The organism is Aminobacter sp. MET-1, from assembly GCF_026521175.1.
Taxonomy (GTDB): Bacteria; Pseudomonadota; Alphaproteobacteria; order Rhizobiales; family Rhizobiaceae; genus Aminobacter.
On the sequence record NZ_JAMSHL010000002.1, the window covers coordinates 344,194 to 368,633 of the forward strand.

Consider the following 24,440-nt stretch of genomic DNA (forward strand, 5'->3'; position numbering starts at 1 on the left):
ATGCTCTACTTCTCGCGCTGGAAGACCTTCTCGATCTGGGCCGTCGTGCTCCTCGGGGTACTCTTCACTGTCCCGAACCTGCTGACCCAATCCCAGCTCGATTCGCTTCCAGGGTGGTTTCCCAAGCGCTCGTTGACGCTTGGCCTCGACCTTCAGGGCGGCTCGCATATTCTGCTTGCGGTCAATCGCCAGGATCTCGTCGACGAACGCCTGCAGGCGACCCGCGACGACATCCGCACCATGCTGCGCGATGCCAAGATCGGCTATACGGGCCTCACCGGCACCGGCAAGACGATCCAGGTCCGCATCAGCGATCAAGCCGAGCTTGAAGCCGCCAAGACCGCACTTGCCTCACTGACGCAGCCGGTCTCATCAGGCATGTTCGGCGGCGGCGCGGTGCACGAGCTGACGCTCGATGAGCCGGAGGCCGGCCTGCTGCGCTACACGCTGACCGACGAAGGCATCGACTATCGCGTCAGCAATGCCGTGACCCAGTCGATCGAAGTCGTCGGCCGCCGCGTCAACGAACTCGGCACCACCGAGCCGATCATCCAGCGCGCCGGCGCCGACCGCATCCTCGTCCAGGTCCCGGGTCTGCAGGACCCGACACGCCTCAAGGAAATTCTCGGCAAGACCGCCAAGCTGACCTTCCAGATGGTCGACCAGACCATGTCGGCCCAGGAAGCCGTGCAGGGGCGTCCGCCGGCGGGTTCGACTGTCATGTATTCGCAGGACGATCCGCCCGTTCCCTACCTGATCGAAAACCGCGTCATCGTTTCGGGTGAAAACCTCGTCGATGCGCAGGCGACCTTCGACCAGCGCACCAACGAACCGGTCGTGTCCTTCCGCTTCGACGGCAAGGGCGCCTCACGCTTCGGCCAGGCGACCCAGCAGAGCGTTGGCCGCCTCTTCGCCATCATCCTCGACAACCAGGTGATCTCGGCGCCGCGCATCAACGAGCCGATCCTCGGCGGCTCGGGTCAGATTTCGGGCAGCTTCACGGCGCAGAGCGCCAACGACCTCGCCGTGCTGCTGCGCGCCGGCGCACTGCCCGCCGACCTGACCATCGTCGAAGAACGCACCGTCGGTCCGAGCCTCGGCGCCGACTCGATCGCCGCGGGCAAGTTCGCCGCCACGATCGCCGGTATCCTCGTCGTCGGCTTCATGCTGATCGCCTATGGAACGCTCGGTGTCATCGCCAACATCGCACTCGCCGCCAACGTGGCGCTGATCATCGCCATCCTGTCGCTGCTCGGGGCGACGCTGACCATGCCCGGCATTGCCGGTATCGTGCTGACCGTCGGCATGGCGGTGGACTCCAACGTCATCATCTACGAGCGCGTCCGCGAAGAGCGACAACTCGGGCGATCGCTTGTCCAGTCGCTCGACCAGGGCTTCGCGAGGGCCCTGGCGACAATCGTCGACGCCAACTTCACGACCTTCATCGCCGCGATCATCCTGTTCTACCTGGGCTCGGGCCCGGTACGCGGCTTTGCCGTCACGCTGGCCATCGGCATCGTGACGACCGTCTTTACGGCCTTCACCCTGACACGCTGGCTGGTGGCGCTCTGGTTGCGCCGCGCCAAGCCTAAGGAACTGCCCAAGGGCTTCGTGCGCTTCGTTCCTGACAACACCAACTATCCGTTCATGGGCTGGCGCCGCTATGCCTTCGGTCTGTCGGCAGCTGCGTCCATTGCTGCTGCTGTCCTGTTCTTCTCCATAGAGATGAACTACGGCATCGACTTCCGCGGCGGCACCAGCATCGAAGTTCAGGCCAAGAGCGGTGCCGCGAGTTCCGCCGACGTTCGCGGTCGGCTCAACGAGCTCAACATCGGCGACGTTCAGGTCCAGGAATTCGGCAGCGACAGCAACCTGCTGATCCGTGTCGAGGGCCAGAAGGCCGGCGACAACGCCGAGCAGAGCGTGGTGGAGAAGGTGCGTGGCGAACTCGCCAACGACTACGAATTCCGCCGCGTGGAATCAGTCGGCCCGACCGTCTCGAGCGAACTGGCCTGGTACGGCACGCTCGGCGTGCTCGCCGCCATGGGCGCAATGCTGATCTACATCTGGTTCCGCTTCGAATGGCAGTTCGGCCTGGGCGCGATCATCGCAACCGTGCACGACGTGACCATGATGGTGGGGCTCTATGTCGTGACAGGCATCGAGTTCAACCTGACCAGTATCGCGGCGATCCTGACGATCGTCGGCTACTCGATCAACGACACGGTCGTCGTCTATGACCGCGTCCGCGAAAACCTGCGCAAGTACAAGAAGATGCCGATCGAGCAGCTTCTGAACCTGTCGATGAACCAGACGCTGTCGCGTACCGTGCTGACCGGCGTGACGACGCTGCTGGCCCTGATTGCGCTGTATCTGTTCGGCGGCGAGGTCATCCGCTCGTTCACGCTGGCGATGATCTTCGGTATCGTCGTGGGCACCTATTCGTCGATCTTCGTCGCCGGTCCGCTGCTGATCCTGTTCAAGCTGCGGCCCGAAGGCGCCGATGCCGATGACAAGGGCAAGCCGGCTGTGCCGGCCGGCGCCCAGCCGACCAAGTCGTAACCGGCCATGGCAGGGCTGATCATGCGCGAGGCCCATTTCCCGGGGCGGGCTCCCGTCGACGCTTATGGCGACGGCGGCTTCCGCTTCGCTGACATGTCGCATCGCGGCTCGATCCTGTGCCTGCCGTCGGGCATCTATGGCTGGGAACCAGCCGATCCGCTGGCGCTGAAGCCGGCGGATTTCGCCAAGGTGATATCTGAGGCCGGCAAGGTGGAAATCCTGCTGGTCGGCACCGGCAAGGACCTGAGGCCGCTTCCGGCTGAGCTGCGCACGGCCCTCAAGGACGTCCGCATCTCTGCCGACCCGATGTCCACGGGCGCTGCGGTGCGCACCTACAACGTGCTTCTGGCGGAAGATCGCGCCGTGGCCGCCGCCTTCATTGCCGTCGACTAAGGTGGGCGAGGGGACGCAGACACTGGCCGAGATGGTTCGCGGCGCCGACCGCGATCGCTATCTGTCCGTGCTCTACGCGCCCGAAGACAAGCGCGACGCGCTTTTTGCACTCTATGCCTTCAATGCCGAGATCGCTTCCATCCGCGACCGCATCAGCGATCCAATGCCCGGCGAGATCAGGCTGCAATGGTGGCGCGACGCGATTGCCGCAGGCGATCCGCGGGCCGGTTCCGGCCATCCCGTCGCCCAGGCGCTCGTCGCCGCAATCGCCAAGCATCGCCTGCCTCTGAGCGCTTTCGACAGTTATCTCGAAGCACGCATCTTCGATCTCTATGACGACCCAATGCCGTCGCGCACCGATCTCGAGGGCTATTGCGGCGAAACCGCCTCCGCCGTGATCCAACTGGCAGCGATGGTTCTGGACGGCGATGCGGCACCCGCACATGCAGAGCTCGCCGGACATGCCGGCTGCGCCCAGGCGATGTCAGGCCTTTTGCGCTTGCTGCCGATCCACCGGTCGCGCGGCCAGTGCTATGTGCCGCGCGATGTTCTTGCGGCTGCCGGGATGACGCCCGAAGAGTTCATTGCCGGCGCCAACGACCCAAGGTCTGCCGTTGCCGTTCAGGCGATGACCGCCCTGGCGCGCGAGCATCTGGCCTCATTTGAACGTCACGCCAAGTCGCTGCCACAGTCCTTGCGGCCGGCCTTCCTGCCTCTGGCGCTGACATCTGCCTATCTCGCCGGGATCGAACGCGGCAAGGACAGCATGTCGTCCATCCGCAAGCATATCCAGATGTTTTCGGTTGCCTCTCGCGGATGGCGTTAGACTGTCGTTGACGTAAACGTCAACGATGCTAGTCTGCCTGCGAAATCGCTCGTTTGGGCGGTTTCGGGAGGAAGTTTGGTATCATGAGCCTGCCAGTTCTGGTGGTGATTGTCGTCGTCGGCATAGCCGCCGTGGTCGCTGCCGTGCATCTCAGCGGCGGAAGCGCCCGGGCCTCGTTGTCGGGAGCGAGCCAGGCGCTGCAGCGCTTCGCCACCGATTATCCAGAGGTGACAGCGAAGGCGGTGTTCCTGACCGAAGACGCATCCTCGGCTCTCTTGCTGCTCGACGACGGCACTGTCGGCATCGTCAGCAGTATCGGCGACAAATATCTCACGCGCGTTGTGACCAGGGCGGATATTGCGGCGCTGGGCGCGCCCGATGACCGGACGGTGTCGCTTCAGTTGCACGATTTCACCTGGAAGGGTGGAGATTTCCGCTTCGCCGGCAGCGAGGCAGCGGACGCGGTCATGGCCGCACTTTCAGGAACTAGCGGCGCGACAGTCGCCAGGGAGAAAGCCTGATGCAGAGCTACGACTTTCCCAAGGTCACGGAACTGGCGATTCCGTTCTTCGTGGCCGCGATCTTGATCGAGCTGTGGCTGGTCCGCACCGGCCGCGCCAAGGGCGCCTTCGAGACGCGTGATACGCTGACTAGCCTGATGATGGGCACAGGCAATGTCGTGGCCGGCCTGCTGCTCGGTGTCGTGTCCTACGCGGCGCTGCTCTGGGTCTGGCAATTCAGGTTTTTCGACCTCGGTCTGTCGATCTGGGTGTTTGTCGCAGCCTTCCTGCTCGATGACCTGCGCTACTACTGGTACCACCGCATTGCTCACCGCGTGCGCTGGGTATGGGCCGAACACATCAACCACCACTCGAGCCAGCACTACAATCTGTCGACGGCGCTGCGGCAGAGCTGGACCGGGCTCTTCACCGGCATGTTCGTGCTTCAGGTGCCGTTGGTGCTGCTGGGGCTTCATCCGGCTGTGATCGCCTTCGTCTTCGGCTTCAACCTCGTCTGGCAGTTCTGGATCCACACCGAGACCATCGGCCGGATGTGGGGCTGGTTCGAGTTCATCTTCAACACACCCTCGCACCACCGGGTGCATCACGCCACCAACCCGCGCTATCTGGACGCCAATTTCGCCGGCACGCTGATCATCTGGGACCGCATGTTCGGCACGTTCGTCGAGGAGCGGGCTGAGGACCTGCCGCGCTACGGCATCGTCCACAACATCGGCACCTTCAATCCGGTTAAGGTAGCGTTCCACGAGTGGATCGGCATGTTCAGGGACGCGTTTGCACCCGGGCTCAGCCTGCGCCAGCGCCTTGGCTATCTTTTCATGCCGCCAGGCTGGAGCCATGACGGTTCGCGCGAGACCTCGGAAAGCCTGAAGGCCGCCTATGTCAGGCGTAATCCCGGCGAGGCGGGCAAACCGGGTCTTCCAAGATAGGGGTATTGGCCGCAGATTGACGCAGGAACGACACTGAGGCACTGACGGCAGGTATTTACAGCTGTGGCCCGATGCCGTCCTTCTCTCTCGCAATCTTCGACTACGATGGAACGCTGGCCGACAGCTTTCCGTGGTTCCGTTCGGTTCTCAATCAAACTGCGCGGCAGTTCGGTTTCCGCGAGGTTGTCGAGGACGAGATCGACGACCTTCGTGCGGCAGGCACGCGCGAGATCGTAGCCCGTCTTGGCGTTCCCATGTGGAGGATGCCGGCAATTGCCATGCATATGCGCAAGCTGAGCGCGGAAAGCCGCGACGCCGTGGCGCTTTTTCCCGGTGTTGAACCGATGCTTGCCAGTCTGGTCGCTAGCGACATCAAGATCGCCATCGTCAGCTCCAATGGCGAAGACACCATTCGCCACACGCTTGGCCCCGCTGCGGCTCACGTGAGCCATTTCCGTTGCGGTGCTTCCCTCTGGGGCAAGAGCGCCAAGTTCAAGGCCGTCATCAAGTCTCTGGGGGTCGACCAGCGACGCACGATCGCGATCGGGGACGAAGTTCGCGACGTCGAAGCGGCCCGTGGCGCCGGCATCGCTGCCGGCGCGGTTACCTTTGGCTACAACACGGGTGCCGCCTTGCGCGCCCTGGGGCCCGAACTGGTTTTTGACGACTATGCCGATCTGGTCGCAAAGCTGACGGCCTAGCCTTCGATTGACTGGGTTATATACGAAGCATATATGGTCCGTATATTTAGTTTTGAGAGGCGTTCATGGGCATCGTGAAAATCGACGACGACCTGCATGAGGAGGCCCGCCGCGCCAGCGCGGTGATGTGCCGATCCATCAATGCGCAGGCCGAGTTCTGGATGAAGGTCGGCATGCTGGCTGAGGCCAATCCGACTTTGTCCTTCAACGACATCGTCAAGATGCAGTTCACGGCGGCCAAAGTGCAGGTTCCGGATCTGGCGGTCGCCTGACATGGTCAAGACCCCGGACGAGCTGGCGCTCATGCGTACATCGGGCAGGATGTTGGCGTCAGTCTTCGAGATGCTGGACGAGCAGGAACTCGCAGGCATGTCGACATTGCAGGTCAACGACCTGGTCGACCGTTTCATTTCAGTGGACCTCGCCGCCCGCCCTGCGAGCAAGGGCCAATATGGCTTCAAATATGTCCTGCACTGCTCGATCAATCACGTCGTCTGCCATGGCGTGCCCGATCCCGGTGAGATCATCCGTGACGGCGACATCATCAATTTCGACATCACGCTCGAAAAGGATGGCTTCATCGCCGATTCGAGCAAGACCTACCTGGTCGGCAATGCCTCGACCGCCGCGAAGCGGCTTGTGCGGGTAGCCCAGGAAGCGATGTGGAAAGGCATAAGGCAGGTTCGGCCCGGAGCGCATCTGGGCGACATCGGTGCGGCCATCGAACGACATGCCAAGAAGAACGGCTATTCCGTCGTGCGAGAATATTGCGGCCATGGCATTGGCCGCGAGATGCATGAGGAGCCGCAGGTACTCAACTTTGGGCGGCCGGGTGCGGGCATGAAGCTGCGCGAGGGTATGGTCTTTACGGTCGAGCCGATGGTCAACCAGGGCACTCGCAGGGTCTCGACCGAGGACGACGGATGGACTGTCGTCACCAAGGACCGCAAGCTTTCTGCCCAGTTCGAGCATACGGTGGCCGTCACGGCGACCGGCGTCGAGGTTCTCACCCTGCGCCGCGACGAACGGCCTGTGCACGAGCGCGCGGTGTAACAGTCGGTCTTCGGCTGTCGCTCAGGCGTTTGCCGAGAACTGGTCACGCGTGGTGAAGAACAAAAAACGATCCAGCCCGCGCGAATTGACGTAGTTGCGGACGTCGCGATGCAGGCGCCGCGCTACGCTTGCCGACGAGGTGTTGTCGGTGGCGACGATCGAACCGATCAGCGGTTCGTCGGTTTCGGCAAAGCCAAAGGCCATGGCGGCGCGTGCCGCCTCCAGCGCAAAGCCGCGCCCGCGCCATAGCGGCGCGATGTGATAGCCGATTTCGAGCACGCGCGTGCCGCCAGCATCCTGCCAGGTCGGGCCGCAATCGCCGACCAAGGCTCCGCTCGCGCGCTCGACGATCGCCCACAGGCCGAAGCCGTCGCGTTCGTAGCGGTCGCGGTTGCGCTCGATCCATTCGACGGCGGCCGCCTCGCTGATCATCTCAGGATAGAAGCGACGAGCATAATCGTCGGCGAAGACCGACAGGATCGCGGCAGCATCGCCGCGATCCATTTCTCTCAGGATCAGCCGTGGCGTTTCAGGGAGCGCCATGGCCCGACGCTCACTCGGCAGCCTGGGCAGCCGGTGCGAGGCCAAGCCATGCACGGCAATCGGCCAAAGCGCGGCCGGTCATCGCCTTTTTCTTGGCAACGGTCTTTTCCTTGCCGCGCAGGCGCTTGCCGTCGACCTTCGGCGCCTCGATCTCGGGGAAGAGGCCGAAATTGACATTCATCGGCTGGAACGAGCGCTTGCCGGGCTCGTCGTGGGAGACGAGGTGGCCACCGGTGATGTGGTTGAGCAGCGCTCCGAAGGCCGTGGTCACAGGCGGCGGCGTCATCTGATGGCCAAGGCGTTCGGCCGCGGCGAAGCGGCCGGCCAGCAGGCCGATGGCGGCACTTTCGACATAACCTTCGCAGCCGGTGATCTGGCCGGCAAAACGCAGGCCGGGGCGCGAACGCAGCTGCAGCGTTGGGTCGAGCAGCGTCGGCGAATTGAGATAGGTATTGCGGTGCAGGCCGCCGAGGCGAGCGAATTCGGCGTTTTCCATGCCTGGGATCGTGCGGAAGATGCGCACCTGTTCGGCATGCTTCAGCTTCGTCTGGAAGCCGACCATGTTGTAGAGCGTGCCCAGCGCATTGTCCTGGCGCAACTGCACCACAGCATAGGCTTTGACCTCGGGGTTGTGTGCGTTGGTCAGGCCCATCGGCTTCATCGGGCCATGGCGCAGCGTTTCCGGCCCGCGCTCGGCCATCACTTCGATCGGCAGGCAGCCGTCGAAATAGGGTGTGCCTTCCCATTCCTTGAACTCGGTCTTCTGGCCGTCCATCAGGGCCTGAATGAAGGCGTCGTACTGCTCCTTGTCCATCGGGCAGTTGATGTAGTCCTTGCCGGTGCCGCCGGGGCCGACCTTGTCGTAGCGCGACTGGAACCAGCAGGTGTTCATGTCGATCGAATCGAAATGCACGATCGGTGCAATCGCGTCGAAGAAGGCGAGCGCATCGGACGACGTGCCGGCTGCGATTGCTTCGGCGAGGGAAGGCGCGGTCAGCGGACCGGTGGCGATGATCGCCTGGTCCCAGTCTTCAGGCGGCAGCCCGGTGATTTCTTCGCGTACGATCGTGATCAGCGGATGTGCTTCGAGGCGCGCCGTGACCGCATCGGAAAAGCCGTCGCGATCGACGGCAAGCGCGCCGCCGGCGGGAACCTGATTGGCGTCGCCTGATGACATGATCAGCGAATTGGCAAGCCGCATTTCGGCATGCAGCAACCCGACGGCGTTGGTCTGGGCGTCGTCTGAACGGAACGAATTGGAGCAGACTAGTTCGGCCAGGCCGTCGGTCTTGTGTGCGTCGGTGCCGCGCACCCCGCGCATTTCGTGCAGGATGACCGGCACCCCGGCCTCCGCCACCTGCCAAGCTGCTTCCGATCCGGCGAGACCGCCGCCGACGATGTGAATGGGTTTTGTGCTCATGGTCGCCGGAATAGTCGCTTGGCTGTGCGAATGCAACGATTGCCGCCATTTCATAGGGGTTGCGAGCGGCAAAGGACAACTTCTATGATGGGTCGATGACGAGGCACACAATCTTTCATCTGCTTCTCGTGAGCATTCTTCTCATCCCCATGAAGGTCGGTCCGGCGGCAGCGCAAACGTCGTCGCGCATCGACATCTGTCATGGCTATGGCTGCGCGTTCCGTTCGCGCCTCGACCTCGGTCCGGCCGACGCCAGGAAGTTCGCGGCCATCATGGCTACGGGAAAAGCTTCGCCGCAGGCAGAACGGGCAGCGGTCTCGCGAGCGGTCAGCTATTTCGAAAAGCGTGCCCAGCAGGTCACCGGTGTTCGCGACCAGCCGAGGTCCGAGTTCGGGGCCTCCAGGATCCGTGGCCAGATGGATTGCGTCGACGAATCGACGAATACGGATGCGCTGCTGCGCTACCTCCAGGGCAAAGGCCTGCTCAGGTATCACAAGGTCGATGCCCGCGCCTCGCGCGGCTTCCTGCTCGACGGCCGCTATCCGCACTGGACTGCGGTTATTCGCGCTGCCGATGGTACGAGATGGGTGGTCGATTCCTGGTATGCGCCGATGGGCGGCGCGCCTGACGTCTTTCCGCTCAGCCAGTGGAAACAGCGTGGCGTGCTTGAAAGCGGCGCGCTGAATTAGGCATTTGTCGGAGAGCAGAAACGACAACGCCCGCCGGGGGAGGACCGGCGGGCGTCGTTTAAGTGGCCAGCCTCAGGGAGGAGGAGGGGGCTGACCTATTCGCCATCGCCGGGGAGGACGGTTCAGGCGAAATTCTCTTCACCAATTTCAGAGGGTGAAGCTCTGGGGAAACGACGCCCGCCGGAGGGAGGAGAAAACCGGCGGGCGCGTTAAGGTTGGTCAGCCTCTGGGAGGAGGAGGGAGGCTGACCTATTCGCCTATGCCGGGGAGGAGGTCGGCTCGGGCGAAATTCTTTTCGTCAATTGGAGAGGACGAAACTCTCTGGAGTTAACGGCACCCACCGGGGAGGAGGATCCGGTGGGTGCGTTAGGGTGGTCAGCTCATTGGGAGGAAGAAGCTGACCGGATCCGTCATGGTCGGGGAGGAGGTCGACGCTGACGGAAAGCCTGAATTAGATTGCGCGGCGGGCGATCGACTGGATCTCGCCACGATTGATGCCGAGATCGGCAAGCTGGCGGTTCGACAGACGGCCAAGCTCGTTCACCGTCTCGCGATAAGCACGCCAGTTGCGGTAAGTGCGGAGCAAGTTCATTTTAGTTCTCTTTTCGGTTCGGACAGTTGGGTCCCACGGACCCGGTTTCAGTTAGATGGCTTTACGCGCGACGAAGTGGATGTCGCTGCGGGTGATGCCGAGGTCGGTCAGTTCGCGGTTCGACAGGCGGCTCAGCTCGGAGACAGTCTCACGGTAGCGGCGCCAGTTGCGGTAATTGCGGATCAGGTTCATCTTCGTTTTCCGTTCGTCTTTTTTCGCTCTTCTGTGTACGAGGCGTAGATAGGATGCCCTTGCTTAAAATTGAAGCGCTATGCTCGCATGGCAGCAATGCGTTTTGTGCAATGCAGCATTAATAGGCATTTACGGATTGGTCATGATTGTGGCGTGGCCGAGATTTCGCCATGATGAACAACGGCTTGGGCCGAGCGTGCAGTGCGCAATGAAGAGGGGGCCAAATGGCGAGCTATGCCACCAAGGTGAAGAAAGACATCGATCGCTGGGTCGAAAACGGGTTGCTCGACCGCACGACAGGTGACGTACTTGTCCGCGATGTCGAGACCAACGAGCGCAACGGGCTCAATTTCGGCTCCATCCTGGCGATCATGGCGGCACTTCTGTTCGCCGCAGCCATTCTCATTCTTGTCGCTGCCAACTGGGAGACGATCCCGCGCATTGCCAGGGTTGCAGGTCTGTTCGCCGTCGTCTTCGCCGGCTATGTCGGCGGTGCATGGGTCAAGGGCCAGGGGCATAGCGGCATTGGCGAGGCTCTGTGGCTCGTGGCCGCTGCCGCATTCGGCGGGTCCATCGCCCTGATCGGCCAGATGTATCACTTCTCCGGCGACGAGGCCTCGGCAGTCGTCACCTGGTGCATAGGCACGGCAATTGCCGCAGCGGTGTTGCGCTCGAATGCCCTGACAGTGGCGGCTGTGGGCATTGCCGACAGCTGGCTGGCCCTCAAGGGCTTCGAGTTTTTCCGCAAGGAACAGTTTCCGCACCTCTTCCCGGCGTTTATGGCGGCGTTTTGGGTGCTGTCGCTATGGACCCAAAGCCGGGCCGCGCGACACCTGATCCTGCTGTCGCTCATCTTCTATGCCGTGATGCTGGCCATGCATTTCAACACCACCGAGGTTTCCCTCGTTCTGGCGCTGGTATCTGCCGCGGTGCTGGCCGCGTCGGCACTGGCGCCTGAACCAGTCGAGCGGGTGGTGCAGCTTGGTGGGCGCTTGCCGCTGCATGGGCTGATCGGTTTCCTGACGGGTCTGGGCATCTTGCAGATCGATCTGATCGACGGCGACGGCTTCGTCATTGCCGCCGCCGTGGCATTGGCTGTCATCGCGGCAACGATCATCTTCCTGGGGCGCGAGAGCCGCGCCTTGCGTTGGGTCGCCTATCTCGGCTTCGCCTTCGAGCTCGCGGTCGTCTACCTCGCCACCGTTGGCACCATGCTCGGCACCGCCGGGTTTTTCTTTGCCGCGGCGATCACGCTTGCCGTGCTCGCCTATGCGATCATTCGCATCGAGAGGCGCATGAAGCCGGCCACTGACGGGAGGATCGCATGATGCCGCGCTCGAGACTTTTGATCGCTGCCGTGGTGCTGGCGCTTGCGCAGATCGGGTTCCTGTCCTGGATGATAGCCGGACGAGCCGCCATCCTGCGCGACGGCAAGGAAGTGCTGCTCAAGGTAGAGCCGGTCGACCCGCGCGACCTTCTGCGCGGAGACTATGTACGCCTCGGCTACGAGATTTCCCGCATCCCCGTGGAAATGATCGAAAACCTGCAGCAGGGCGAAACGACGACAGCGGAAGGGCCGATCGTCGTGCGTCTGAAAAAGGACGCTGACGGCTTTTGGCGTGTAAAATCTGCCTGGTTCGGCACCGACTCGACGATTGTTGGCCCGGATGAAGCCGACATAGTCGGCCAGGTTTCAGGCGGCTGGAGCACCGAGCCCGGCTCGACCATAGGCGTCGACTACGGCATCGAGCGCTTCTACGTGCCCGAGGGCGAGGGGCGCCCCATCGAGCAGGACATCCGCACCCGCAGCTTCGGCATTAAGGTGGCGCTGTCAAAGGACGGCAGCGCGCAGATCAAAGCCTTGATGGACGGAGACAAGATGCTCTTCGAGGAACCGCTTTATTGACTTGTTCCCTTCCTGATATCGGGGATGTGTGAAATAACGGGATGAAATCGGCCTCTGTCAGCTTTGCCAAAGAAGTCTGCATAGAATGAAGATTGCTATTGTTGCAGAGCACGCTTCGGCCCGTTTCGGCGGTGAGGCCATTCTGCCGTTGCAGTATTTCCGCATCCTGCGTGACAGAAATTACGACGTCTGGCTTGTTGTTCATGAGCGGACGCGCGAAGAGCTTGAAGGTCTCTTCGGCAATGATCCGCGGGTGATATTCACACCGGACACGCCGCTAATCCGTCTTCTCTGGCGTCTTGGGGCCTTTCTTCCGCAGCGCGTGGCCAATTTTTCGACGGGCTACCTGATGCGGTTGCTGACGCAGCGACGTCAGGTCAAGGAAGCGCGCCGTCTGGTTCGGGAAGAAGGCGTGCAGATCGTGCACCAGCCGATTCCTGTTTCTCCGCGCGAGCCGTCGATGCTCTTTCGCCTGGGAGCGCCGGTCGTCGTTGGGCCCCTGAATGGCGGCATGGAGTTTCCGTCGGGGTTCCGTGATCGCAGTTCCGTGCTTGAGGACTATGCCGTAGCCGCGGCGCGGGCGATGACCAATGTGATGAACCGGCTTATCCCCGGCAAGCGCCAGGCGAGCGTGGTCATGGTCGCCAACAAGCGTAGTCGCATGGCGTTGCCGGCAGGCCTCGGTGGCAAGGTCATCGAGATCTGCGAGAATGGCGTGGATTTTTCCCTGTGGGGCGGGGCCACCGGGCAAAATCACCAGTCGGGGCCTACGCATACACGGTTCGTTTTCACCGGGCGTCTTGTCGACTGGAAGGCCGTTGATCTCCTGTTGCAGGCGTTTGCGCGGGCCAAAGAGCTTGCGCCCATGAGCTTGCTGATCATGGGGGATGGGGACGCTCGCGAGCGGCTGGAAAAGCTTGCTGGCGAGCTTGACCTGCTTTCCTCGGAGGAGGGGGTGGGCAAGGTGCGTTTCGCCGGATGGCTCAGCCAGAAGGAATGCGCCGACGCCCTGGCCGCTCGAGACGCTCTGGTGCTTCCCAGTCTCTATGAATGCGGAGGAGCCGTGGTCCTGGAGGCGATGGCGCTTTCCAAGCCGGTGATCGCGACTGCCTGGGGAGGGCCGCTGGACTACCTCAACGCGGAGTGCGGCATACTTGTGCCGCCGCGTTCTCCCGATGCGTTGATCGACGGCCTGGCGGAGGCGTTGCGGAAACTCGCCAGTTCGCCCGAACTCAGGGTTTCAATGGGGCAGGCGGCACAGCTTCGCGTGCGCGCCGAGTTCGATTGGGAACGCAAGGTGGACGCCGTGCTGGACGTCTATGCTTCAGCGCTGCGAAGCGAAGGCGGCACTGCCCCATTGTGAATGGATCGACCGGATCTATTCCGCTACCTCTTGCGCGGTGACTACGTCCGGCTCCGCACCGAGCGCTTTTATGTGCCCCAAGGCGAGGGACTCCCTATAGATCAGGACAGGCGCACCCACAGCTTTGATATCACGGCGGCGCCGTCAAACGACGGCAGTGAGCAGATCAAGACCTTGATGGGCGGCGACAAGACATTGTTCTAGGCTGCTGTACTAGGGGTCACCACGGAACGTGCAGCACTTCTACTTTGGGCAGGCCGATTGGGACGACACCAAGGTCCTTGGCGAGTGCGGCAAACCCCTCTGTCTCGATGAGGAATTTGTAGGGAACCTCCGGAAAAATGAGGCCGCCGCGGTGGAGCGCGGCGTCGACCAGCAGCATGGCGCCGCCGACGCCGTCGAGCTTCACGCTGTCGACATTGCGCAGGTCGCTGAGATAGAGGCGACGGCTGTCGCTGACGCGGGGCTGATAGAGACCATTCCGCATCGAGCGGTAGTAGCGATGGTCATGCTGCTCTCTCACGGACACGAAGCTGTTGAGATCGAAGCTCCCCCTGCCGAGCGAAGTTGTGCAGTTGGGGGCGACGATGCGACCGCCGGCCGTTGTCAGCGTTTCGATGATATCCGCCGAATAGCGCCACACGTCGATGTCCATCCATAGCGCCCAGTCGTCGCTGGCGTCGAGGCCGTGCTGGATAAGGTGGTTGCGAACGGCGGCAATGCCGGCGCGGCGGGCACGTTGGAACTTCGGCTTCCAGCGCTGGCTGCGATCGAGCTTGATTCCCACGGATTTGCGCAACAGAACTACGTCCCGATACTGCTGTTTCAGGGGAAGGGTGGCGGCCACCAGCCTCTCCCAACTTCCGTCCAGGCTGTCTCCTTCGCAGAACACGAGCTTGATCCGGTCCTTGCCGTGCTCGAGCCGTTGCAGCGCAGCGATGAAGGGTTCGATGTGATCGGCGGCATCGCGCAGGGGCACGAGGATCGCGATATTGGCGCCGGTGGGCGGAGGAGCCTGCAGCGCGGCCTTGTCGACGGAGGCTTGCGCCAGGGCCGCGTCCAACTGGCCTCCTTTGGTCAGGAGGTGCCGGCCCTTGTAGAAACTACGTCGAACAAGCGACCAGATCGAAGGTTTCTTGTCTCGAGTCCACCAGGTGCCCGCCCAGTGATGCACGGAAAGCGTCGGTGAAATGGCTCCGCTTTCGACCGTGCCTGCGCCGTCGCGATCAAGCGGCGAAAACAGCGAGCTTGGGTGGATCGCGAAAGCGCTCTGGTCGGGAAAACTGAGCTGCGCTGCGGTGAGCAGGCAGGGGCCGGTGGAATCAAGCACCTCCTGCGCGTCTCGATTGGCTGGCAGTTGCTCGATCAGGTGTGCCCAGAACGGATGCCTGGGCGGGCTGGCCATCGTCCCGTTGAACAGCAGGTAAGGCAGGTTGCGAAACCCGATTTGGTCCTGCGCGTGAACATCGGGCTCCTTGCAGAGGACGATGCGGTCCTCGCCGAGCAGATCGTCGAAAGGGCGAATGCATTCACAATCGAGGTCGGCATACACGCCGCCGAAGTGGTGCAGCAGCATGTAGCGGGCGGCGTCCGCCCGCTGAACGCCGCTCGGATATGAGCAATAGGTCGAAAGAAGATGCGGATAGTGTTGGGCCACGAAATCCAGGAGCATCCGGTCGCTCCAGAGAATTTGCTGCCATCCGGGATTATGTTTGCCCCAGCTTTTCGACCATTTTGCAAATCTATCGGGGATCGCACCTGTCTTCCACGTCTGGTGAAGAAGTTTGGGGATCGCCATGCAATGCCAATCAATTTCAATGCTCTACGGTTCGCGCTTACTTGGCATCGAAAGCGAGAGCTAATCAAGTGACATGGATTGAATGGCTATCCGAGGCTCGCCCGAATGGCCATTTCGATCGCCTTGGGGCTGAACCGCTGCTCGACGGTTTTCCTTGCCCGAAGTCGGCGGCGCTGGCGCTCATCATTATCGACGCATAAGGAGACGGCACGGGCAACCAGCTCGTCGTCTGTTTCGCCAAAGTCGATGTCGAGGCCGTCGATCAGGTCGAGACCTTCCGCAGCAAGGCGCGTGGCGACCACCGGTAGTCCCCACGCCATCGCTTCCAAGATCTTGAGCCTGGTGCCGCCGCCACTGGTCAAAGGCACAATAGTCATATGGGAACTGCGGTAGAACTCGTTCAGGCTTTCAGGGCTGGCGACAAGTTCGACGTCGGGCAGCTTGGCAAGGTCGGCGAGGCTTTGATGCGGCGCCCGGCCGGCAATGACGAGACGCGCGCCGCCCAATGCTTCACGTAGGCCAGGGAGAACCCTGGTGGCCAGCCTCTGGGCAGCATCGATATTCGGCCGATAGTTGAGATGCCCTACGAACAGGACCGTCGGCTTGCCGTCGATCCGCGGCGGCTGCTCAGGCAACTTGTCCGGAATGTCCTCGAAGCGAGGAATGCCGTTCGGCACGACGTCGGCCGTCGTCTTGTCATTCGACAGTGCCCGCAGTCGCTCGCGATCTTGATCGGAGCAGACCCAGACCTTGTCCACGAGTGGGAGGGCGTCGAGCTCCATCTCCCGTAGCCGGCGCGGATTGCGCCCCTTTTTGGACAGCAATGCCATGAGCCAACTGGTCTTGCCGGTTACCTGGCGAGAAACATCGGATTCGATGTTGTGCATGTCCAGCACCAGCTTTGCCGGAAGCGGCCGAAGATGTTTGAGCAGAGCGAAGAGCGAAATGCCCTCGACCACGATGGTTTCTGGTCTCAAGGCACGGATTTCCTTGAGCAGCCGCTCCAGCGCAATCTTGGAAATCCGGCTGTCTAGCGGTGTCCGGCGCTTGGCAATACGTGGTCCGGCTTTATTTTCCGTTGTGCTGGCGAGCCCAATTGCCCTGATGCGCGGGATCTCTGGCGATGACGGCGACACGTGTTCGTAGATGGAAGCGAGTAGCACGTCCCCACGGCTCGCCAGTGCGCGGGCATTTTGCCAGTTGCGCAGGTCGCCGCCCGAGATCGGCGGCCAGGCAGGGTCGGCGGTGATGACGATGCTGCGCGATCCGCTGTCAAAGGGGCGGTCGGCGGTAGCGTTGGCGGTCATTGGTGTCACTTCGTGCACGGCTGGCAACTCTCTACAAGAGATTTTCAGTCCGCCGGGCAGGGCGACATGGTGCGGATGATAGGAGTCGAACCTACACGCCTCTCGGCACTGGAACCTAAATCCAGGGCGTCTACCAGTTCCGCCACATCCGCATCTGCCCGCCAATCCCATGTCGCCATCATTCTGTCAATCTCGGCATCGAAATGAGCGGAACCGGGAGAAACGGCGAAGATGGTTGAAAAATCACCCCGCCTGTGACAAAAGGCCTGTCGAATATGACGGGACGCGAAAACCCGCTCTCGAAAGACGCGATAAGAAGTAGTAAAAACAAAAGCTTATCGGGGCCTTCGGAGAGTGTCGGCACAACCGGGCCGCAAGTGGCGGAAACCGGGGCCGATTTGCGAACTTGAAGCCATCCCCGGCAAACGAATTCCGGCAGGCAGAACGGCAGGACGCCGTGAGCCGCGCCTTACGTGAAAACAAAGGTTTGATGATGCAGGTCACCGAAACGCTCAATTCCGGCCTCAAGCGCGAGATCAAGGTCACGGTCCCCGCTGGCGACATGGAAGCCCGCCTTGCGAAGCGGCTTTCGGATGCCAAGGACAAGGTCCGCATCAACGGCTTCCGTCCCGGCAAGGTGCCGATGCAGCACATGCGCAAGATGTACGGCAAGTCCTTCATGGCCGAAGTCGTCAACGAGATCCTGACCGACTCGGCCCGCACGATCATTTCCGATCGTGGCGAGAAGGCTGCAATGCAGCCTGACGTGACGATGACCGAGGACGAGAAGGAAGCCGAGAAGATCCTCGCCGGCGGCGCCGACTTCGAATTCTCGCTGAGCTACGAAGTCATCCCCGCCATCGAGATCAAGGACTTCACCGACATCAAGGTGTCGCGTCCGGTCTACGACGTGCCGGAAGACGAGATCGAAGAGCAGGTCAAGCGCATTGCCGAGTCGGCACGCAGCTTCGAGACCAAGGCAGGCAAAGCCGCTGACGGTGACCGCGTCACCATCGACTACGTCGGCAAGATCGACGGCGTTGCCTTCGACGGCGGCACGGGCGGTGACCAGCCGCTGGTGCTCGGCTCGAAGGAATTCATCCCGGGCTTCGAAGACCAGCTGGTCGGCGCCAAGGCTGGCGACGAGAAGCTTGTCACCGTGACCTTCCCTGAGAATTATCAGGCAGCTCATCTCGCCGGCAAGGAAGCCACCTTCGACGTCACCGTCAAGGAAGTGGCAGCTCCCGGCGCGCTCGAGATCAACGACGAGACGGCCAAGAACCTCGGCCTCGAGTCGCTCGACAAGCTGCGCGAGATCGTCCGCGGCCAGCTCGAGAACCAGTTCGGCGCCATGACGCGTCAGAAGGTCAAGCGCCAGCTGCTCGACCAGCTCGACGGCACCTACAAGTTCGAGGCTCCCTCGAAGCTGATCGAAGCCGAGTTCAACAACATCTGGAACCAGGTCAGCCGTGATCTCGAGGCTGCCGGCCGCACCTTCGCCGACGAAGAGACGACGGAAGAAGAGGCTCGCGCCGAATACCAGCGTCTGGCCGAGCGCCGCGTGCGCCTGGGTCTGGTTCTCGCCGAGATCGGCGAGAAGTCCGGCGTGACGGTTTCCGACGAGGAACTGCAGCGCGGCCTGTTCGACACGGTTCGCCGCTATCCGGCCAGCCAGCAGCAGGAAGTGTTCGACTTCTACCGCAACAACCCGTCGGCGCTCGTCAACCTGCGCGCGCCGCTGTTCGAGGAGAAGGTCGTCGATCACCTGCTGTCGCAGATCTCCGTCACCGACAAGAAGGTGACCAAGGACGAGCTGCTCGCCGAGGACGAGGACGAAGGTTCCGAGAAGCCGGCCAAGAAGGCTTCGGCCAAGAAGGCTGAAAAGGCAGAGGGCGAAGAGCCCAAGAAGAAGGCCGCTCCGAAGAAGAAGGCCAAGGGAGGCGACGCCGAATAAGGCTGCGCTTCTTCGCAAGAACAAAAGGCCGTCGGGGCGACCCGGCGGCCTTTTTGCTGATACGTCCTCCGGTAACCCTGCCAGCTAGTCTGGTCGGGCAATGTTGGCGAAGGCTGCCAGCAACAGCTCCCGGAGGTGGCGCGCGGCAGACCCGAGTGGCGTGTCGATGCGCCACAGAAGATATGCCGTCAGGGCGGTCTCCGAGGTCGAGCCGAGCGCCGCCGCGGAGACGCGGACTAGCCGCCCGGACTTCAGGTCGTCTTCGACCATCCAGAGCGGCATGTTGCCCCAGCCGGTACAGGCGCGGATGAGCGCCAGCTTCGTGGCGAGGTCGCTTACCCGCCAGGTCCCCGGCGACAACACGCCGAAATCCCGGCCGGCGGTCATCGGTGACGGGTCCGTGACGACGATCTGGATGTAATCGGCCAGTTGCTCTGCCGACCATTTGGCAGATTGTGAGGCGAGCGGATGGCAGGCGCCGCATACGGCAACGAATGGCGGCAGCGGTGCCAGATACTCGCATTCTATTGCATCGACGCGCGACGCATCGCTTGTGACTGCGAGCGTGCATTCGTTCTGGATGAGCGCATGCAGCGCCGAGGCAAGCGGCAGGGTTTTCACTGATACCCCCACTGACGGGTAGCGCTGGCGCAACGCTTCGAGCACTGTCGCAAGCCGTGGCAGAGGCACAAGCGGGTCGACTGCAACCGACAACGACAACTCCAGCCCTTTTCCAAGTCCGCGGGCGCGGGCGCGCATGGCGTCGACCTTGACGAGGATGGCGCGCGCGTCGGCGAGCAGGACGCACCCCTGTTCGGTTAGCTCTGGCTTACGATTGCTGCGGTCAAACAGCTTGACCTGCAACTCCGCCTCAAGGTTGGCAATGGCGTGGCTGACGGCAGACTGCACACGCGACAGCTTGACGGCACCGGCGCGGAAGCTGCCGCTTTCGACAACGGCGACGAAGGTGCGCATCTGGTCAAGGGTGAGGCTGTCAAGCATCGGGGTTCGATCTCTTCGATCGGTTTCGTCTGAATTATAGAGCTCCCATGCATCGGTTGCGCAACCACATTCCTCCTGCAATCACGAGGAATGAACGATGAAGACCATCGACAAGGCACTGATCTACGAAGCCGAACGCGCGGACGCCAGGAGGGACCGGATCGTCCGCGAGCACCCAAGCGGTCGTCTGACAATCGTTCCTATTGGTGCCTCAAGCGAGGTCATTGGCGTTGCCCGCGAACTTGCGTCTCAGGGCGTCAGGCTGATCGAACTGTGCGGCGGCATATCGCCGTCCTGGCGGCCCAGGGTCGAGGCGGTCGTCGGCGATGGGGTAAAGGTCAGTTCCGTTGCCTTCGGCATTGAATCTCTGCCGGCCGCCGCGGCCTACAACGAGGCGTATCTGAAGGGCGTGCCGCCTAGGGCCGCTTTCATTATCCTCCAGCCGGGAGCGAACGCGGTGCGCGACCGCTTCGTGCAGACATTTCCCCCGCTCGAGACGACATTCGTACCCGTTCCCGACGAGGCTACGGGGGCAGATGTGGCAGCGGAACTTGTTGCTGCAGGTTATGGCCTGATCGAACTCTATGGCGGCTTCACCTCGGCCGGCGCGGGCCGCATCATCGAGGTGGTCGACGGGCGCGCGCCTGTCGGTATCGGTGGTTTCACACTGGATCAGCTGGAGCGTTATGCGCCGCGCGCCGAGGCCTTGAGCCGCGTCTGACGGCGTCAGATCAGCAGCAGCCCCTTCATGCTGGCATAGCCTTTGCGGCCGATGATGATGTGGTCGTGCACCATGATGCCGAGCGGCTTGGCCGTCTCGACAATGGTCTTGGTCATGTCGATGTCGGCGCGAGACGGGGCGGGATCGCCGGAGGGATGGTTGTGGACCAGCACGATTGCCGTCGCCGACAGCTCCAGAGCGCGCTTGATGACTTCGCGCGGGTAGACGGGCGTGTGGTCGACAGTGCCCGTCTGCTGGACTTCGTCGGCGATCAGCGCGTTTTTCTTGTCGAGAAACAGGATGCGGAACTGCTCGCGCTCCTCGAAGGCCATGGCCGCCCGGCAATAGTCGAGCACCTTGGTCCAGGATGACAGCACCTCGCGGCGGCTGATCTCGCCACGCGCCATGCGCCTTGCAGCTGCTGCGATCACCTTGAGGTCGAGCGCTACCGCCGGGCCGACACCTTTTACCTCCTGCAGCAGGCTCGGCGGCGCGCCGAGAACTTCGGCCAGCGTACCGAAGCGCGCGAGCAGGGCCTTGGCCACGGGTTTGGTGTCGGTACGTGGGATCAGCCGGAACAGCAGCAGTTCGAGCAGCTCATAATCTGCAAGCGCATCGCCTGAAGCAACGAAGCGTTCACGCAGCCGGTCGCGATGGCCGAGATAGTGGGGCTTGTCAGCTGCCTTGGCAGGTTGCTCGGGCGCGGTGCCAGCTTTTGCGGGCGGCAACGTCCGCTCGCCGAAGAAACCGCGTTCATCGTGGTCGTTGCCAGCCATATCAGCCGATGTCGCCCCCGCCGGAATGAACCCGGCGAAACGATCTTATGCGGGCAGGCCCGGGCGGTCGAGCCCCTTGGGCGAGAGCGTGAAGATCTCGCAGCCGGTGGCGGTTACACCCACCGTGTGCTCGTATTGCGCCGACAGCGAACGGTCGCGGGTGACCGCAGTCCAGCCGTCGGACAGCACCTTCACATGTGGCCGGCCGAGATTGATCATCGGCTCGATGGTGAAGATCATGCCTTCGCGCATCTCGACGCCTTCATTGACGTTGCCGTAGTGCAGGATGTTGGGCGCGTCATGGAACAGCGCGCCAACGCCATGGCCGCAGAAGTCGCGCACGACCGAGCAGCGTTCGCCTTCGGCATAGGTCTGGATGGCGGCGCCGATGGCGCCGGTACGGGCGCCGGGGCGCACGGCGGCCACACCGCGCATCAGGCATTCATGGGTGACCTCAAGCAGGCGCTCGGCGGCGCGCTTGATGCTGCCCACCGGGTACATGCGGCTCGAATCGCCATGCCAGCCATCCAGGATGTAGGTGACGTCGATATTGACCACGTCGCCATCCTTGAGCGGCTTGTTGTCGGGAATGCCGTGGCAGACGACGTGGTTGATCGAGGTGCAGCTGGATTTGGTGTAGCCGCGATAATTCAGCGTCGCGGGCATGGCGCCATGGTCCATGCCGAACTCGAAGACGAAGCGGTCGATGGCTTCGGTCGTCACGCCGGGCGCAACGCGGTCGACCATCTCGTCGAGGCAGCGGGCGGTGAGCTGGCAGGCCTTGCGCATGCCTTCGAAGGCATCCGCGCCATAGAGGCGGATCTGGCCGGTATTCCTGAGGGGCGCCGTGGCGGCGTCGAGATAGCTGACCATGAACTTCTGCCGGGTGTTTTCAGGATATGCGCAAGGATTTGCGGGATGCCGAGGCAGATTTGGCACCTGACGCGCCAGGTTTCAACCCGCAAAGGCAAAACCACCGGCAAATGCGGCCTCAGGAGGGTCAAAAACGCGGTCTTCAGCCGGGCGTGGCGCTCTTTGCCGGCTCGGCCAGCACTTCCCTCGGGCGCGGTGCCGCCGGATCGGCAGGCCGCAGCAGCATTTCGTCATGGAGCCAGCCCTTGCCGGCAGGCGTCGAGACCAGCGCCCATTTGCCGTCGCGGGCGAAGACGCGCACCATCTCGCCCTGCTTCAGGCTGTAGATGACAGGGGCCGTCACGCTCGGGCGTTTGCGCAAATAGACGGTCGTGCTGGTGTACAGCACGTTGAGCAGTGGAGCGGTGTTCTGCGCCTTGGCCGCAGTTTCCTTCGGCGCATCCGTCTTTGCGCTGGTCGCTGGACGCGGCAGCGGCGTCGGTGGGCGGGAGATGGAGGCTGTCGCAAAATCGGCGGCGGGCTTGCGCGGGCCGGAGGCGCTGTCCGGACGGGGCGTGGCCTTCGTCGCACCCACCGGTTTCGGAGCCGTGGCTGCCGGCTTGGGCTGCTGGGCTTTGGCGGTCTTTACGGGTTCGACATCGACCTTCGGCCGTACGACCTCGACGCCCGGCTTGGCGGTCTGGGCAGGCTTCGGCCTTGCTACGGTCGCCTCCTTGCGCGGAGCGACTTCAGCCTTCGGACGAGAGGCGGAGCGGGCAGGGCGGTCGTCGAACTTGAACTTGCTCGGCGCTTCCTGCGTCATCGCCCAGCCGCCGGCAGCAAGCGCGCCGAGCAGCAGCCATCTCATCTTGGGAAGGGCGAATCCAATCATGGGCTGAGTCTGGACTTCAGAGCTTAAGACCGCGTTGACGTTGGCCACGCCCGGCCAGGCAGTCAGGCCTTCTTCAGGAACTCGGTCCTGAGCACCAGGCCTTTGACCTGCTTGGTGTTGCATTCGACCTCGCCGGCATTGCCGTTCAGCCTGATGTTTTTGACCAGCGTGCCGCGCTTGATCGTCTCAGAGGTTCCCTTGACCTTGAGATCCTTGATCAGCGTCACCGAATCGCCGTCGGCGAGCTGCGTGCCGTTGCTGTCTTTCACCACGATATCGTCGGACATGATTCTCTCCACTTCAGCAGGGTCGCCTCATGGTTGAGGCGACGCTTCATCTATCCTTTGGCACAGGCGATCGCGCCCTTGCCAGTCCGGCGTTGCGCTGCGGCGGCACTTTCCGCAGCTTGTCAGCCTTATGCCGTCGGCGAAGGACGGCAGGGAATCACGCTGCGCTGAGGTGCTCCCGCAGGATTGTCGTTCCGATGCCGAGAAGCACGATGCCGGCGGCCACTTCGGCAAGTTTCCCGAAGCGGGCGCCGATCACTCCTCCCAGCAATATGCCAGCGGTCGACATCATGAATGTCGCGAAGCCGATCGCGATCGAAATCAAGACGATCCCTGCAAGGTCCACGCCGATGAATGCCAGCGACAGCCCCACGGCCATGGCGTCAAGACTTGTGCCCAGCGCCGTGGCAACCAGAACAGGCAATGAATTGCCGATCTGAGACCTGTCGCCCTCATTGCCATGGAATGCGCTGTAGATCATGTGCAGTCCGACCGCGGCCAGGAGCAGGAATGCCAGCCAATGGTCGAAATGTGCGACCCAGCCATTCGCGGCAATGCCGGCCGACCATCCCAGGAAGGGGGTGATGGTTTCCACCACGCCGAAGATGATGCCGGTGCGCAGGGCCTGGCCGATACGGGCACGGTTGAATGTCGTTCCACGGCCAACGGCAACAGCGAAGGCATCGACGGACATGCTGATGGAGAGCAGGAAAATAGCTGCGATGGGCATGATGAGAACCAGCGGACGGAATTGGACCGGGCACTTTGTCATCCGTCCGTCGTCGGATGGCTGCTGCCACGGTCTTGCCGGGTCGAACGATGTCGACTGACCGCACCACGCCACAAGGCGATCGTGTTGATGAGGTCCCACTTGCGTGGTGGCTACTCCCCGATGGCCGACCATCTATTGCAGGACGGAAAATATGTCAAATAAAACAAATAGTTGAACAATTCTGATTTGCATTTGCAACTGCGTCGGAAGGTCGTCGGCTTCGTCTCTGCATTGCCAGCCCAGTGTCGGCCATGAACGTCTTGTCGACCGCAGGTTTCACAATTGGGGAGTGTGCTGCTTCGCGCGTGGAACTGTCCCTATGAGACTTAAGGGGAGTGGCGCACTGCTTCCGGCGCAATGCTCAGGCCTGCCGCTCCAGGTCGCGAATC

The 24,440-nt window shown here is 62.5% G+C and carries 26 protein-coding genes and 1 tRNA gene; 14 read left to right on the plus strand and 13 right to left on the minus strand.

Going from position 1 to position 24,440, the window contains the following annotated elements:
* The 8 genes from secDF (at window position 1) to map (NDO48_RS04360) (ending at window position 6,985) form a co-directional block, all read left to right on the plus strand.
* Window positions 1–2,562 carry a protein translocase subunit SecDF gene (gene secDF, locus NDO48_RS04325; protein ID WP_267320877.1) on the plus strand — a complete coding sequence of 854 codons (2,562 nt, stop codon included), beginning with the start codon at window positions 1–3 and terminating at the stop codon, window positions 2,560–2,562.
* A gap of 6 nt (window positions 2,563–2,568) precedes the next feature.
* Window positions 2,569–2,955 carry an Mth938-like domain-containing protein gene (locus tag NDO48_RS04330; RefSeq protein WP_267320878.1) on the plus strand — a complete coding sequence of 129 codons (387 nt, stop codon included), beginning with the start codon at window positions 2,569–2,571 and terminating at the stop codon, window positions 2,953–2,955.
* Between the two features lies 1 nt (window position 2,956).
* Window positions 2,957–3,781 carry a phytoene/squalene synthase family protein gene (locus NDO48_RS04335; RefSeq protein ID WP_267320936.1) on the plus strand — a complete coding sequence of 275 codons (825 nt, stop codon included), beginning with the start codon at window positions 2,957–2,959 and terminating at the stop codon, window positions 3,779–3,781.
* An 83-nt stretch (window positions 3,782–3,864) separates the two neighbouring features.
* The gene (locus NDO48_RS04340; protein ID WP_267320879.1) at window positions 3,865–4,302 is read left to right on the plus strand and encodes a hypothetical protein; all 438 of its coding nucleotides are present in this window, start codon (window positions 3,865–3,867) and stop codon (window positions 4,300–4,302) included.
* A complete protein-coding gene (locus NDO48_RS04345; RefSeq protein WP_267320880.1) occupies window positions 4,302–5,231 on the plus strand; it encodes a sterol desaturase family protein in 930 nt (309 codons plus the stop codon). The genes NDO48_RS04340 and NDO48_RS04345 overlap by 1 nt, the downstream gene beginning before the upstream one ends.
* Window positions 5,232–5,302: 71 nt before the next feature.
* On the plus strand, window positions 5,303–5,932 hold the full coding sequence (locus NDO48_RS04350; RefSeq protein ID WP_267320881.1) for an HAD-IA family hydrolase: 630 nt from the start codon (window positions 5,303–5,305) through the stop codon (window positions 5,930–5,932).
* 65 nt (window positions 5,933–5,997) lie between these two features.
* The gene (locus tag NDO48_RS04355; protein WP_267320882.1) at window positions 5,998–6,204 is read left to right on the plus strand and encodes a ParD-like family protein; all 207 of its coding nucleotides are present in this window, start codon (window positions 5,998–6,000) and stop codon (window positions 6,202–6,204) included.
* 1 nt (window position 6,205) lies between these two features.
* Entirely contained in the window at window positions 6,206–6,985 is a 780-nt protein-coding gene (gene map, locus NDO48_RS04360) for a type I methionyl aminopeptidase (RefSeq protein WP_018427691.1), read from the plus strand.
* A gap of 21 nt (window positions 6,986–7,006) precedes the next feature.
* Here map (NDO48_RS04360) and NDO48_RS04365 read toward each other — a convergent pair whose 3' ends face one another.
* Entirely contained in the window at window positions 7,007–7,528 is a 522-nt protein-coding gene (locus tag NDO48_RS04365) for a GNAT family N-acetyltransferase (protein ID WP_081623459.1), read from the minus strand.
* Between the two features lie 10 nt (window positions 7,529–7,538).
* Window positions 7,539–8,948: a methylenetetrahydrofolate--tRNA-(uracil(54)-C(5))-methyltransferase (FADH(2)-oxidizing) TrmFO gene (trmFO, locus tag NDO48_RS04370; protein WP_267320883.1), complete on the minus strand. Its 1,410-nt coding sequence runs from the start codon at window positions 8,946–8,948 to the stop codon at window positions 7,539–7,541.
* Between the two features lie 128 nt (window positions 8,949–9,076).
* On the opposite strand from trmFO, the gene NDO48_RS04375 reads away from it, so the two are divergent.
* Complete coding sequence (locus NDO48_RS04375; RefSeq protein ID WP_323848085.1) at window positions 9,077–9,637, plus strand: hypothetical protein; 561 nt, start codon at window positions 9,077–9,079, stop codon at window positions 9,635–9,637.
* A 451-nt stretch (window positions 9,638–10,088) separates the two neighbouring features.
* Here NDO48_RS04375 and NDO48_RS04380 read toward each other — a convergent pair whose 3' ends face one another.
* Window positions 10,089–10,229 carry a DUF1127 domain-containing protein gene (locus NDO48_RS04380; RefSeq protein ID WP_018427695.1) on the minus strand — a complete coding sequence of 47 codons (141 nt, stop codon included), beginning with the start codon at window positions 10,227–10,229 and terminating at the stop codon, window positions 10,089–10,091.
* A 51-nt stretch (window positions 10,230–10,280) separates the two neighbouring features.
* The gene (locus tag NDO48_RS04385) at window positions 10,281–10,421 is read right to left on the minus strand and encodes a DUF1127 domain-containing protein (protein ID WP_018427696.1); all 141 of its coding nucleotides are present in this window, start codon (window positions 10,419–10,421) and stop codon (window positions 10,281–10,283) included.
* A 224-nt stretch (window positions 10,422–10,645) separates the two neighbouring features.
* On the opposite strand from NDO48_RS04385, the gene NDO48_RS04390 reads away from it, so the two are divergent.
* The 3 genes from NDO48_RS04390 (at window position 10,646) to NDO48_RS04400 (ending at window position 13,690) form a co-directional block, all read left to right on the plus strand.
* Window positions 10,646–11,749: a DUF2157 domain-containing protein gene (locus NDO48_RS04390; RefSeq protein ID WP_267320885.1), complete on the plus strand. Its 1,104-nt coding sequence runs from the start codon at window positions 10,646–10,648 to the stop codon at window positions 11,747–11,749.
* Window positions 11,746–12,327 (plus strand): GDYXXLXY domain-containing protein, encoded by a 582-nt coding sequence (locus NDO48_RS04395; protein ID WP_267320886.1) that lies wholly within the window; start codon window positions 11,746–11,748, stop codon window positions 12,325–12,327. Before NDO48_RS04390 ends, NDO48_RS04395 begins: the two co-directional genes overlap by 4 nt.
* Window positions 12,328–12,412: 85 nt before the next feature.
* Entirely contained in the window at window positions 12,413–13,690 is a 1,278-nt protein-coding gene (locus tag NDO48_RS04400; protein ID WP_267320887.1) for a glycosyltransferase family 4 protein, read from the plus strand.
* Window positions 13,691–13,910: 220 nt separating this feature from the next.
* Here the strand turns inward: NDO48_RS04400 and NDO48_RS04405 are convergent, their stop codons facing one another.
* The 3 genes from NDO48_RS04405 to NDO48_RS04415 form a co-directional block, all read right to left on the minus strand.
* Complete coding sequence (locus NDO48_RS04405) at window positions 13,911–15,488, minus strand: glycosyltransferase (protein ID WP_267320888.1); 1,578 nt, start codon at window positions 15,486–15,488, stop codon at window positions 13,911–13,913.
* 86 nt (window positions 15,489–15,574) lie between these two features.
* The gene (locus tag NDO48_RS04410; RefSeq protein ID WP_267320889.1) at window positions 15,575–16,795 is read right to left on the minus strand and encodes a glycosyltransferase family 4 protein; all 1,221 of its coding nucleotides are present in this window, start codon (window positions 16,793–16,795) and stop codon (window positions 15,575–15,577) included.
* Between the two features lie 67 nt (window positions 16,796–16,862).
* Window positions 16,863–16,947, minus strand: a tRNA-Leu gene (locus tag NDO48_RS04415).
* 341 nt (window positions 16,948–17,288) lie between these two features.
* Between NDO48_RS04415 and tig the strand changes: the two genes are divergently transcribed.
* Window positions 17,289–18,749, plus strand: coding sequence for a trigger factor (gene tig, locus NDO48_RS04420; RefSeq protein ID WP_267320937.1), 1,461 nt, complete (start codon window positions 17,289–17,291; stop codon window positions 18,747–18,749).
* 84 nt (window positions 18,750–18,833) lie between these two features.
* Here tig and NDO48_RS04425 read toward each other — a convergent pair whose 3' ends face one another.
* Window positions 18,834–19,751, minus strand: a complete 918-nt coding sequence (locus tag NDO48_RS04425; RefSeq protein WP_267320890.1) for a LysR family transcriptional regulator — start codon at window positions 19,749–19,751, stop codon at window positions 18,834–18,836.
* A 97-nt stretch (window positions 19,752–19,848) separates the two neighbouring features.
* Between NDO48_RS04425 and NDO48_RS04430 the strand changes: the two genes are divergently transcribed.
* The gene (locus NDO48_RS04430) at window positions 19,849–20,472 is read left to right on the plus strand and encodes a DUF6506 family protein (RefSeq protein WP_267320891.1); all 624 of its coding nucleotides are present in this window, start codon (window positions 19,849–19,851) and stop codon (window positions 20,470–20,472) included.
* A 5-nt stretch (window positions 20,473–20,477) separates the two neighbouring features.
* On the opposite strand, the gene radC is transcribed toward NDO48_RS04430, so the two are convergent.
* From radC to NDO48_RS04455, 5 genes are all read right to left on the minus strand, one after another.
* On the minus strand, window positions 20,478–21,248 hold the full coding sequence (gene radC / locus NDO48_RS04435; RefSeq protein ID WP_267320892.1) for a RadC family protein: 771 nt from the start codon (window positions 21,246–21,248) through the stop codon (window positions 20,478–20,480).
* Window positions 21,249–21,293: 45 nt separating this feature from the next.
* The gene (gene map, locus NDO48_RS04440) at window positions 21,294–22,121 is read right to left on the minus strand and encodes a type I methionyl aminopeptidase (protein WP_018427726.1); all 828 of its coding nucleotides are present in this window, start codon (window positions 22,119–22,121) and stop codon (window positions 21,294–21,296) included.
* A gap of 142 nt (window positions 22,122–22,263) precedes the next feature.
* On the minus strand, window positions 22,264–22,992 hold the full coding sequence (locus NDO48_RS04445) for an SH3 domain-containing protein (protein ID WP_267320893.1): 729 nt from the start codon (window positions 22,990–22,992) through the stop codon (window positions 22,264–22,266).
* 62 nt (window positions 22,993–23,054) lie between these two features.
* Window positions 23,055–23,279, minus strand: coding sequence for an alkylphosphonate utilization protein (locus NDO48_RS04450; RefSeq protein WP_018427727.1), 225 nt, complete (start codon window positions 23,277–23,279; stop codon window positions 23,055–23,057).
* 157 nt (window positions 23,280–23,436) lie between these two features.
* Complete coding sequence (locus NDO48_RS04455) at window positions 23,437–24,183, minus strand: manganese efflux pump MntP family protein (RefSeq protein WP_323848086.1); 747 nt, start codon at window positions 24,181–24,183, stop codon at window positions 23,437–23,439.
* Between the last annotated feature and the right edge of the window lie 257 nt (window positions 24,184–24,440).

Excerpts from the sequence above, each read along its gene's own strand:
- secDF (WP_267320877.1), top strand. The coding sequence starts at position 1 with ATGCTCTACTTCTCGCGCTGGAAGACCTTCTCGATCTGGGCCGTCGTG.
- NDO48_RS04330 (WP_267320878.1), top strand. The coding sequence starts at position 2,569 with ATGGCAGGGCTGATCATGCGCGAGGCCCATTTCCCGGGGCGGGCTCCC.
- NDO48_RS04340 (WP_267320879.1), top strand. The coding sequence starts at position 3,865 with ATGAGCCTGCCAGTTCTGGTGGTGATTGTCGTCGTCGGCATAGCCGCC.
- NDO48_RS04345 (WP_267320880.1), top strand. The coding sequence starts at position 4,302 with ATGCAGAGCTACGACTTTCCCAAGGTCACGGAACTGGCGATTCCGTTC.
- NDO48_RS04350 (WP_267320881.1), top strand. The coding sequence starts at position 5,303 with ATGCCGTCCTTCTCTCTCGCAATCTTCGACTACGATGGAACGCTGGCC.
- NDO48_RS04355 (WP_267320882.1), top strand. The coding sequence starts at position 5,998 with ATGGGCATCGTGAAAATCGACGACGACCTGCATGAGGAGGCCCGCCGC.
- map (WP_018427691.1), top strand. The coding sequence starts at position 6,206 with ATGGTCAAGACCCCGGACGAGCTGGCGCTCATGCGTACATCGGGCAGG.
- NDO48_RS04365 (WP_081623459.1), bottom strand. The coding sequence starts at position 7,528 with ATGGCGCTCCCTGAAACGCCACGGCTGATCCTGAGAGAAATGGATCGC.
- trmFO (WP_267320883.1), bottom strand. The coding sequence starts at position 8,948 with ATGAGCACAAAACCCATTCACATCGTCGGCGGCGGTCTCGCCGGATCG.
- NDO48_RS04380 (WP_018427695.1), bottom strand. The coding sequence starts at position 10,229 with ATGAACTTGCTCCGCACTTACCGCAACTGGCGTGCTTATCGCGAGACG.
- NDO48_RS04385 (WP_018427696.1), bottom strand. The coding sequence starts at position 10,421 with ATGAACCTGATCCGCAATTACCGCAACTGGCGCCGCTACCGTGAGACT.
- NDO48_RS04390 (WP_267320885.1), top strand. The coding sequence starts at position 10,646 with ATGGCGAGCTATGCCACCAAGGTGAAGAAAGACATCGATCGCTGGGTC.
- NDO48_RS04395 (WP_267320886.1), top strand. The coding sequence starts at position 11,746 with ATGATGCCGCGCTCGAGACTTTTGATCGCTGCCGTGGTGCTGGCGCTT.
- NDO48_RS04400 (WP_267320887.1), top strand. The coding sequence starts at position 12,413 with ATGAAGATTGCTATTGTTGCAGAGCACGCTTCGGCCCGTTTCGGCGGT.
- NDO48_RS04405 (WP_267320888.1), bottom strand. The coding sequence starts at position 15,488 with ATGGCGATCCCCAAACTTCTTCACCAGACGTGGAAGACAGGTGCGATC.
- NDO48_RS04410 (WP_267320889.1), bottom strand. The coding sequence starts at position 16,795 with ATGACCGCCAACGCTACCGCCGACCGCCCCTTTGACAGCGGATCGCGC.
- tig (WP_267320937.1), top strand. The coding sequence starts at position 17,289 with ATGCAGGTCACCGAAACGCTCAATTCCGGCCTCAAGCGCGAGATCAAG.
- NDO48_RS04425 (WP_267320890.1), bottom strand. The coding sequence starts at position 19,751 with ATGCTTGACAGCCTCACCCTTGACCAGATGCGCACCTTCGTCGCCGTT.
- NDO48_RS04430 (WP_267320891.1), top strand. The coding sequence starts at position 19,849 with ATGAAGACCATCGACAAGGCACTGATCTACGAAGCCGAACGCGCGGAC.
- radC (WP_267320892.1), bottom strand. The coding sequence starts at position 21,248 with ATGGCTGGCAACGACCACGATGAACGCGGTTTCTTCGGCGAGCGGACG.
- map (WP_018427726.1), bottom strand. The coding sequence starts at position 22,121 with ATGGTCAGCTATCTCGACGCCGCCACGGCGCCCCTCAGGAATACCGGC.
- NDO48_RS04445 (WP_267320893.1), bottom strand. The coding sequence starts at position 22,992 with ATGATTGGATTCGCCCTTCCCAAGATGAGATGGCTGCTGCTCGGCGCG.
- NDO48_RS04450 (WP_018427727.1), bottom strand. The coding sequence starts at position 23,279 with ATGTCCGACGATATCGTGGTGAAAGACAGCAACGGCACGCAGCTCGCC.
- NDO48_RS04455 (WP_323848086.1), bottom strand. The coding sequence starts at position 24,183 with ATGGTCGGCCATCGGGGAGTAGCCACCACGCAAGTGGGACCTCATCAA.